The 633-nt window shown below is 48.3% G+C and carries 2 pseudogenes; both read right to left on the bottom strand.

The features are described from left to right. Nucleotides 1-143: pseudogene (locus R7R24_RS27900) on the bottom strand (flagellar motor switch protein FliG); the annotation flags it as partial. Continuing rightward, nucleotides 136-633 (bottom strand): annotated as a pseudogene (locus R7R24_RS27895) (flagellar basal body M-ring protein FliF); the annotation flags it as partial. The pseudogenes R7R24_RS27900 and R7R24_RS27895, both read right to left, overlap by 8 nt.

The following is a 633-nucleotide window of genomic DNA, read 5'->3' as shown; positions in this document are numbered from 1 at the left end:
TGACGGATGATGCCAGCCGCATCTTGCTCATTCAGACTTAATAACAAAATGGCCGCTTTCTCTTCACCAGTAATGGTGGAGGCATCAAACTCAACTGGCATGCCTGCGCCGTTTTCATCTTGAGGTACGATATCGTTAGCCATTTTCGTTCATCCAGTTTTTCACAACTTGAGCCGCTAGCTCTGGTTCGTTCGCTACAAGTGCACGAACCGCTTTCAGTACGTCTTCATCTTTATGAAGGTTAGGCAGATCGATACTTGAACCAAATTCAAACAGCTCACTGCTTTCAATGTCGCTACCAATTAGGCTGGTTTCGCCATCGGCACCAATTGGCAAGCCGTCTGGGCCGTACATTTCATCGTCGTCATCACCAGCTGGGTTAAGCAGTTTCTTCATTGCAGGGCGAACCAGTACAAGCACAACCACGATGATAACTAAAGCGCTGGCGAACCAACGAACCCAATCGTTGAAGTTCGGGTGTTCCCAAATCGGTTGGTCAACAAGCTGCTCGGTTTCTGGCTCGGCAAACTTGACGCTCAATACGTTAAGTAAATCACCACGAGATTGATCAAAGCCGACGGTGCCAATCAACACCTGACGAATCGCGTTGATTTCACCTTCCGACATCGGTGT

The organism is Vibrio sp. 704, from assembly GCF_033339295.1.
This window is presented reverse-complemented; position numbering and strand designations above follow the sequence as displayed.